The organism is Terrisporobacter muris (assembly GCF_024621905.1).
Lineage (GTDB): Bacteria > Bacillota > Clostridia > Peptostreptococcales > Peptostreptococcaceae > Terrisporobacter > Terrisporobacter muris.
In genome coordinates this window covers 1-8,976 of sequence record NZ_JANKBY010000139.1, presented here as the reverse complement: position 1 = coordinate 8,976, position 8,976 = coordinate 1, and the positions used below count along the sequence as shown (strand labels likewise).

The window sequence follows — 8,976 nt, the reverse complement described above, 5'->3', positions numbered from 1 at the left end:
TGTTAATTAATATTTTATTTAAATAAAAAAGCTTTCCAAATTAGAATATAGTATTATAATAATGTTAAATAAATTCTAGTAAAAAGGGAGCATGGATATGAATGAATTAAAATCACCAACCATAAGCGATATGGAGAGAAATATATTAAAAATATCTACAGAATTATTTTTAAATCAAGGCTATGATAAAACTACTATTAGACAAATTGCTGAAAAATCTGGAATAGGAAGAGGCCATCTATATTATTACTTCAAAAAAAAAGAGGATATCTTGATTCATATCTTTAAACAAATCCTAAATAAAATTTATGATGATGTTATAGAGAATAGCGATGATAAAACAGAAATATTATTAAGCTATGCTACAATCCAATGTATCTATACCTATACTCTAGTGCTGAATGAAAAATTATTTAGAATTTATCTTCAAGGTTCCAATATAGAAATTGTAAGAAGAGCCGCTCAAGATATTTTAATAGATTTGTGTAAGAAAAAAGCTAAAGATATGAATTATAATATAAGTGAAAAGGATATATGTTTCAGTATTACTATTGGATATGCTGGAGAATGTGAATTACTGAAAAGATTTTATCACGGTGAAAAAAACTTTGATATAGATTCAATTGTAAAAAGCATCATATCTACCCGCTTACTTTTGCTTAATATAATAGATTATAAACAAGTATGCCTTATTGTTGATAAAGCAATGAAAGAAGCAAAAAAATTTGATTACAATAACATAATAGAAAAACTCCATATTTTTGAATTTTAGATGAACAATATAAAATTGTTCATCTTTTTTAATTATAAAGAAATCCTGTTTTATCCGTCCTGCAGATAACAGATAAATTACAACTTCGTGACTTATATAATATGAAAAACCGTTGGAAATATGAACGAATCGAATTTTTTATTAAATTCTATTAGAAATTATTAACAAAATAGTTGACATCCTATTGGGCACGCCCTATAATTTTGTTATAAATTTGGGCATGCCTAAATAAGTTCTAATATTTTGGAGGGGTAAATATGGAAAGGATTGCAAAAAAAATTGCAAATCATAGTAAGTTAATCTTACTATTGGCAGTAATCTTATTGATTCCATCTGTATTTGGTTATTTTAATACAAATATTAATTATGATATCTTGAGTTATTTGCCAAATAATATTTCTACTACAAAAGCCGAAAAAATTTTAAAAGACGATTTCGGCTGTGGTACACTATCCATGCTAATTGTAGAAAATATGGATGATAAAGACGTTGCTAAAATTAAAGACAAAATTGCTAAAGTTGACGGTGTTGCAGACGTCTTATGGGTAGATGATTTTATGGATTTATCAGTTCCTAAAGAGATTTTACCAAAAGATATGACTGATTTACTATACAATGGTGATAAGTCTACAATGATGATAATAAAAATGGAAAAAGCTACTGGGGATATAAAAACTCAAAATGCAGTATCTTCCATAAGAAATATTGCAGGAAAACAATCTTTTTTAAGTGGAATGTGTGGAATTCTTAAAGATACCAAGGATCTAGCAGATAAAGAAGTTCCTTTATATATACTGACTGGTGGTATTTTAATTTTAATTATTTTAGGTCTTTCTTTAGAATCAACTATTATACCGATAATTTTCTTAACAAGTATTGCTATGGCTGTAATATATAACTTCGGTTCAAACATTATATTTGGAGAAATATCTTATATAACAAAGGCCTTAGCTGCTGTATTACAATTAGGTGTTACTATGGATTATTCAATATTCTTATTCCATAGATACGAAGAGGAAAAACTCAAATTCCCTGATAATAAAAAAGATGCTATGGCAAATGCTATTAAGAATACACTTGTATCTGTCGTCGGTGGTTCCATTACTACTTTTGCAGGCTTTTTAGCTCTATGTGTTATGGACTTAGCTATTGGAAGAGATATAGGTTTAGTAATGGCAAAAGGTGTTTTAATTGGTGTTCTTTGCACAATTACTATACTACCTTCTTTTATACTTGTGTTTGATAAACAAGTTGAAAAATATAAACATAAAACTGTAATGCCAAACTTTAATAAAGTCTCTAAATTTGTAGTCAAGCATTATAAGAAATTAGCTATCTTATTTGTAATAATATTTATTCCATCTTATTTTGGATATAAAAATGCTGATGTTTATTATAATTTAGATGAAAGTTTGCCAGCTAATTTTCCATCAATTATTGCTACAAACAAAATGAAAACTGATTACAATATGGAAAGTACCAATTTTATTTTAGTAAAAGATACCATTGCTCCAAACGACTTAAGTAAAATGATTAAAGAAATCGAAAATTTAGATGGCATTACTTCAGTTATTGGTCTTGAGAAATATATTGGTCCAAGAATTAATCAAGATTTTTTACCTGAGGATATTATAAGCGAAGTAAAATCTAAGGGTTATGAAGAAATATTAGTTAATTCAAAATACAAAGCAGCCACAGATGAATGTAATGCTCAAATTGAAGAAATAAATAAAATAGTTCATGAGTATGACAAGGAAGGACTTGTGGGTGGTGAAGCTCCCCTTACTTTAGATTTAATAAAAATTGCTGACTCAGATTTTACAAAAGTAAATATTGCCTCAATTGTAGCTATATTTATTATTATTACTATACTATTTAAATCAGCATCTCTTCCAGTAATACTCGTTGCTACTATAGAGTGTGCTATATTCCTTAATTTAGGTATCCCTTATTACACGGGAACTGTAGAACCATTTATAGCTTCTATTGTTCTGGGGACTATACAATTAGGTGCTACCATTGACTATGCTATTCTTCTTACATCTAGATTCAGAGAAGAAAGAAATGAGGGATATGAAAAATTTGAAGCTATGGAACATTCAATAAAAAGTAGTGCTCCTTCTATTCTAACTAGTGCTTTATCATTCTTTGGCGCTACTATTGGTGTTGGATTAATATCTAAACTTGACATGATTAGTGCTCTTTGTACCTTAATGTCAAGAGGTGCCATAGTTAGTATGTTTATAATTATATTTATACTACCTGCAATACTATTATTATTTGAAGGAATAGTTGTTAAAACGAGTAAAAATTTTATAACTAAAAAAGAGTTATGTGAAGAATCTAATTAATTTATAGGAGGCTTATTAAAATGAACAATAAAGAAATAAAAAATAAATCTGTTGCTCTTGCAACTGTAGTACTAATGCTTGGTAATTCATCTTGCGTATTTGCTGATAGAAATATAGATAAGGACGAAACAGTCTACTCTATTTTAGATGAAAATGGTAATGTTAACAAAAATATTGTATCAGCATGGATTAATAGTTCATCTTCTCTAGGAACTATTCATGATGTAAGTTCTTTAAATAATATAAAAAATGTTAAAGGTGATGAAAAACCTGAAATTAATGGTAATAAGATAACTTGGAATGTTAAAGGAGACGATTTATATTATCAAGGTGAAACTAATAAAAATTTACCTATTGATGTAAATATTAAATATGAATTAAATGGTCAAGATGTAAATCCTAAAGATATCCAAGGAAAAAGCGGCCAATTTAAAATCACCTTATCTTTAAAAAATAATGAAAGTCGAGAAGTAACCATAAATGGAAAAAACAGAACTATTTATGTTCCTTTTATAACTGCTTCAGAAATCATTTTAAATAGAGATAATTTCAAAGATATAAAAACAAGTACTGGCACTTTATTAGATGAAGGAAGTAATGCTGCTATCACATTTGTATCTATCCCTGGATTTAAAGAATCTCTTAATCTAGATAGTAAACTATCTGGTTATCTTAACTTAAAAGAAGAAGTTGTTATTGAAGGAAATACTACAAACTTCAAAACTCCGAATATTATGATTGCCGCTACAAGTGATGTATCAAAATACTTAGAAGATGTGGATGAAGATACTAGCTTTGGTGATTTAAAAGGTTCTTTAGATAAATTACAAAAAGGTGGTAAGAGCTTAGTAGATGGAGCTAAACAAATTAGTGATGGTGCAAATACTTTAGATACTAATTATAAAAAATTTAATAGTGGAGTTAAAAGCTTAGACGATGGTATTACTACTCTCAACAATGGTTCATCTCAACTTGTTAGTAAATTACCTGAGTTAAATAATGGCGCTCAAAGTTTATCAAGCGGTCTTAACACTTTAAGTTCTTCTTCTAAAGACTTAAGTGATGGTGCTAGCAAAGTTAATTCTGGTGCTTCTGCACTATATAGCGGCCTTAATACTTTGAGCTCTTCTTCCAAGGATTTAAGTACTGGTGCTAAAGAAGTTAGTGATGGTGCTTCTAAATTAAATAGTAGTTACTCTGCTTTAGATAAGGGTATTAATTCTTCTTATAGTGGTGCTAACGATTTAGAAAAAGGTGCTAAACAACTACAATCTGGTGCTACTAGTTTAGAGGAAGGATTGAGCAATGGTTCTAGCGGTATAAATGATTTAATATCTTCTACAAATGTAATTAGATCTCTTGCTTCTAAAATAGAAGGTATTGCTTCTAAATTAAAAGCTGGAAATGGTAGTAATATTGAATCTAGTCTTTCATCTATAGCTGCTAGAGCCTCTGAAAATGGTGACGAAAAAACATTATCTGATGTACAGAAGATCAAAAATTCACTTAGTAATCAGTCTTCAAGCATTAGTAGCGCTGCTGATGGATTATATAGCATTGCCAATGGTTTAAATAATTTAGCTGACAAACAAGAAAGTGGCCTAAACACTTTAGCTAAAGGTATTGATTCTGCTGTAAATGGTGCTAAAAAACTTACTGCTGGTTTAAGCAATCTAACAGATGGCTTATCTGATTTAAAAACTGGTTTAGGTGAAGTAAGCAAAGGTTCTAGCTCTGTTTCTAGTGGATTAAAAACTCTAAGTGATGGTAGTTCAAGTTTAGCAATTGGTTCTTCCAAGCTTGCTAAAGGGGCTTCTGATGCTTACTCAGGTAGCAAAACTTTAACTGATGGTACTTCTCAACTTGCCTTAGGTTCTTCCAAGCTTTCTAAAGGGGCTTCTGATGCTTACTTAGGTAGTAAGACTTTAGCTGATGGTACTTCTCTATTAGAATCTAGTGGTAAGAAATTAGCGTCTGGTGTAAATACATTAAAAAATGGCTCTTCTCAACTTACTAGTAATTCTGACAAAATTCTAGCTGGAATAGGAACATTGTCTAGTGGTTCTGAACAACTATATTCAGGGGCTAAAAAGCTTCAAAACGAAGGCCTAAATAAGCTTGCAGAAGAAGGAAATACGTTAATAAGTTCTGTTGACGGTGCTATGGAAGTTAAAGATAAATTATTAGATGCAGCAAAAGGATATAATAACTTCACTGGTATAAGTGAAAATATGGATGGTAGCGTTAAGTTTGTTATGAAAGTAAAATCTGAAGATACTCAAAATAATTCTGATAAAAAAAGCTCTTCAACAACTAAAACTTCAGATACCAAAGAAAATGATTCAAATAAAGTAGATAGTAGTAATAATTTTATTAATTGGTTAAAAAACAAATTTAATAAATAGATATTACCATTTTACCTCTTTAGTAGGGAGCAAAGGAAAATAATTATGACCTTGCTCCCTTTTTAATTACATACTTTTCTCTTGTTTGTGAAAAAATGTATGTAAAAGTATAATTTATATTATAATAAATTTATAATATTACATAAAACAAAAATTGAGGGATGGTTAAATGAATAAAGACATAATATTAAAAAAAACTAAAGCATTTGTAAAAGATAAATTATATAAAGAAAGCTCTGGTCATGATTGGTTCCATACAAAACGAGTTTATAATTTAGCTACTTATATTTGTGAGAAGGAAGGTGGAGATGATTTTATTATTAAAATGGCTGCTCTACTTCACGATATTGACGATTGGAAATTTAGTAATAATAGTAAAACAACAGAAAACTTTTTAAAATCCCTTAATATTGATGAGGAATCTATTCATGAAATAATGAATATAATAACAACCATGTCTTACAAAGGTGGTGTAGTAGATTCTTCTCAAAACAATATAGAAGGAAAAATTGTTCAAGATGCAGACAGATTAGATGCTATAGGTGCCATCGGTATAGCAAGAGCTTTTACATATGGTGGTAGCAAAAATCGATTAATGTATGACCCGGATATTAAACCTATGGATTTTCAAAGTTTAGATGAAGTAAAAAACCTTAACAATCACACAATTAATCATTTTTATGAAAAACTACTTAAACTTAGAGATTTAATAAATACTGATACTGCACAACAAATTGCTGAAGAAAGACATAGATTTATAGAAATTTATTTAGATGAATTTTTCTATGAGTGGAATTTTAACAAAGAAAAATAATCAATCTAAAAAGCCCTATGATTAATCATAGGGCTTTTTCTTTAATAAAATTGTTGTACTTTTTCCATTCCTCTATCTTTCATTATTTTTACAGATTCTGCATTAATAATTAGACTTCCATCCTTGTCTTCCAATTTTCCAATAACCTTAATCCAATCATTTTCTTTTGGTAAATCATGATTATAATTATAATTAAATTCAAATCCACTCATAACTTCCATTTCAGTCAGATACTCATCTTCATCACCTTCTACATGTTGACCTTCTTCATCATGAGTATGTTCCATTATATCTGTTAGTCTGTAAACATATAGATGTTTTTTATTATTTTCATCTTTTTCTTCTTTAAACATACCTTCTATTTCTATAGTCTTTCCAATATATTTGCTACTATCTAAATGGATATCATTTACATAATCCACATATACATTCTCCATTATTTTAATAATTTCTTGTGACTCTCTGTTCTCACTAGTACCTGTATCTTTTTTCGATACTTTTTCATTACATCCAGTCATCATAATTATTGTACATATACTAATTAGTATAATACTAAATATTTTCTTCACTTATTAACCTCCAAAGTATGTATTAAATATTGCATTTTATCTTATCATGAAGAAAAAAAAGTGTCAATTATTCTTCCTCCGAATTAGCCACCTCTACCAAAACCTCCTGTGACTTTATTTTGTTACTATAAATTTCACTAATAAATGTAGATCCTAATATTAGTATTCCTCCAAGTATTTGTAGTAAACTCATACTTTCACTTAAAATAATTGCTGACATAATTATGGCAGAAATTGGGTCAACATAAGAATAAATAGCAACAGTCTGACTTTCTAGTTTTTGAATAACAGTAAAATATATTAAATAAGCTATTCCTGTATGAACTATCCCTATTATTAATAATAGAATTATTGACTTACTAGAAACCCCTGCTAAACTTATTTTTTCAGTAAAAATTACATATGGTATCAAAAATATGGCTGCAACTGATAATTGCACCACAGAACTATCTCGCCCTGAAATGTCCTTTAAAAATTTATTTAGAACGACTACGCCCGCATATAAACAGGCTGCACTTAAACCATATACTATTCCAACTATATTATTTCCACCCATGCTACTCTTATCTATACCTACAATACATAACATTCCTATCATAGCTGCAACTATACATAAAACTTTCACAGGTGTTAGTTTTTCTTTTAACAAAAAAGGAGATAAGAACATTACTATAACGGGTGCTAAATAATAACAAATTGTTGCAGTAGAAATAGTTGTATAATTATATGCTTGAAATAAAAAAATCCAATTAAAACCTAGACATATTCCACAAGCTACAAGTACTAATAAGTTCGATTTTATTTTTTCCTTTGATAAATGTTCTTTTGATATCATACTGAAAACTATTAAAAAAATACTTCCTACAATGGCTCTTACAAGAGCTATCTGACTAGATGTAAAATCAATATATCTTACAAATATTCCAATACTTCCCCAAATCAACATGGCAATAATAAGCCCTAATTTATATTTTTTCATCTATTCCCTCCTTTTAACTTTCAATCATTGTATATACTTTCAATATACTCCGCCACAGTTTTAGTAGCTACAATTATTAAAATATTTTCTTTAGAAAATTCTTTGATAACCTCCATTCCTCACTATTAATTATTGTTTCTCTAATTAAAGTCATTGCATCTGTATTGTTTAATGGAGGAATTGCATTAGAAAACATGATTATTTCATCTTTTAACTCTTCTTCATCTTCCTTTATTACGCATACTTTTAGTCCAAAATCATAAGGACTAATTGTAACTGATGATTTTATTCTTTCATCTATACAGTTAATTAAAGTCAAAAAACCTCCCATACTATGACCTACCAAAAAAATATTATTTTTATCTATATTGTAATTTGTTACATTTTCTTCATTTGTTACAAAATTAATTACACTCCTCACATCTTCAATACAATTTGAAAATAAAAATTGTCCATTTACTCCCCAACATCCTCTATAATGAAATATAAGTACATTTAAACCACATCATCTAAGGCTATGGGCTAAGTCATGATTATCTTCATATCCTGGAAATCCATGTAATAAAATTGCAGTTGGACAAGAACCTTCTTCCCCTGGAGTTAACATTGTACCAATTACTTCTTCTCCATTACTTCTTATTTTAAGATCATATAAGTTAGGAAAGTATCCATTTACCTATTCTATTTTTGGATCCATAAAAATCATTTGACTATTCATTTAGCTCCCTCCTTAATAATAAAACCTATTATATAAATTATAACTAATGAAAATACTAATCGGTTAAATATTCCATTTTCTTATAAAAATTTTTATTTTAGGGACATCAATTACTCTTTTAACTATATAATATTATATAGAGTAATCTAAATTTTTAATTAAAGAGGACGAGTATAATGAGGAAAGTAAAAAAAATTAACAAAATAGTTAAGGCTTTTTATAATATATTTGGTGCACTTCCTTTGTTAATAACCCTATATATATATCCATTAATTCCTGATGAAATTCCTATTCACTATTGGATGAATGGAACTATTGATAGATGGGGAAGTAAAAATGAATTGTTTATTGTTCCAATGATAATTTTT

8 protein-coding genes and 1 pseudogene are annotated in these 8,976 nt (G+C 28.4%); 5 read left to right on the top strand and 4 right to left on the bottom strand.

From position 1 onward, the window contains the following. Window positions 1-97: 97 nt before the first annotated feature. From NSA58_RS11440 to NSA58_RS11425, 4 genes are all read left to right on the top strand, one after another. Entirely contained in the window at window positions 98-772 is a 675-nt protein-coding gene (locus tag NSA58_RS11440; protein ID WP_052232981.1) for a TetR/AcrR family transcriptional regulator, read from the top strand. A 257-nt stretch (window positions 773-1,029) separates the two neighbouring features. After that, a complete protein-coding gene (locus tag NSA58_RS11435; RefSeq protein WP_039679701.1) occupies window positions 1,030-3,123 on the top strand; it encodes an efflux RND transporter permease subunit in 2,094 nt (697 codons plus the stop codon). Window positions 3,124-3,143: 20 nt separating this feature from the next. Then, window positions 3,144-5,528: a YhgE/Pip domain-containing protein gene (locus NSA58_RS11430; protein WP_039679702.1), complete on the top strand. Its 2,385-nt coding sequence runs from the start codon at window positions 3,144-3,146 to the stop codon at window positions 5,526-5,528. Between the two features lie 169 nt (window positions 5,529-5,697). After that, window positions 5,698-6,342, top strand: a complete 645-nt coding sequence (locus NSA58_RS11425) for an HD domain-containing protein (protein ID WP_039679703.1) — start codon at window positions 5,698-5,700, stop codon at window positions 6,340-6,342. A gap of 41 nt (window positions 6,343-6,383) precedes the next feature. Here NSA58_RS11425 and NSA58_RS11420 read toward each other — a convergent pair whose 3' ends face one another. The 4 genes and pseudogenes from NSA58_RS11420 to NSA58_RS20990 form a co-directional block, all read right to left on the bottom strand. Further along, a complete protein-coding gene (locus NSA58_RS11420; RefSeq protein WP_074429153.1) occupies window positions 6,384-6,911 on the bottom strand; it encodes a TIGR03943 family putative permease subunit in 528 nt (175 codons plus the stop codon). A gap of 67 nt (window positions 6,912-6,978) precedes the next feature. Further along, window positions 6,979-7,890, bottom strand: a complete 912-nt coding sequence (locus tag NSA58_RS11415; protein ID WP_039679705.1) for a DMT family transporter — start codon at window positions 7,888-7,890, stop codon at window positions 6,979-6,981. A 76-nt stretch (window positions 7,891-7,966) separates the two neighbouring features. Next, on the bottom strand, window positions 7,967-8,209 hold the full coding sequence (locus tag NSA58_RS20865) for a hypothetical protein (RefSeq protein WP_257560483.1): 243 nt from the start codon (window positions 8,207-8,209) through the stop codon (window positions 7,967-7,969). A 30-nt stretch (window positions 8,210-8,239) separates the two neighbouring features. Further along, window positions 8,240-8,311: pseudogene (locus NSA58_RS20990) on the bottom strand (hypothetical protein); the annotation flags it as partial. A gap of 473 nt (window positions 8,312-8,784) precedes the next feature. Between NSA58_RS20990 and NSA58_RS11405 the strand changes: the two are divergent. Further along, window positions 8,785-8,976: DUF1648 domain-containing protein (locus NSA58_RS11405; RefSeq protein WP_257560482.1), on the top strand; the 192-nt coding region annotated here is incomplete at its 3' end.

What these genes read in the sequence shown, in the direction of transcription:
- NSA58_RS11440 (WP_052232981.1), top strand. Translation starts at nt 98, where the DNA reads ATGAATGAATTAAAATCACCAACCATAAGCGATATGGAGAGAAATATA.
- NSA58_RS11435 (WP_039679701.1), top strand. Translation starts at nt 1,030, where the DNA reads ATGGAAAGGATTGCAAAAAAAATTGCAAATCATAGTAAGTTAATCTTA.
- NSA58_RS11430 (WP_039679702.1), top strand. Translation starts at nt 3,144, where the DNA reads ATGAACAATAAAGAAATAAAAAATAAATCTGTTGCTCTTGCAACTGTA.
- NSA58_RS11425 (WP_039679703.1), top strand. Translation starts at nt 5,698, where the DNA reads ATGAATAAAGACATAATATTAAAAAAAACTAAAGCATTTGTAAAAGAT.
- NSA58_RS11415 (WP_039679705.1), bottom strand. Translation starts at nt 7,890, where the DNA reads ATGAAAAAATATAAATTAGGGCTTATTATTGCCATGTTGATTTGGGGA.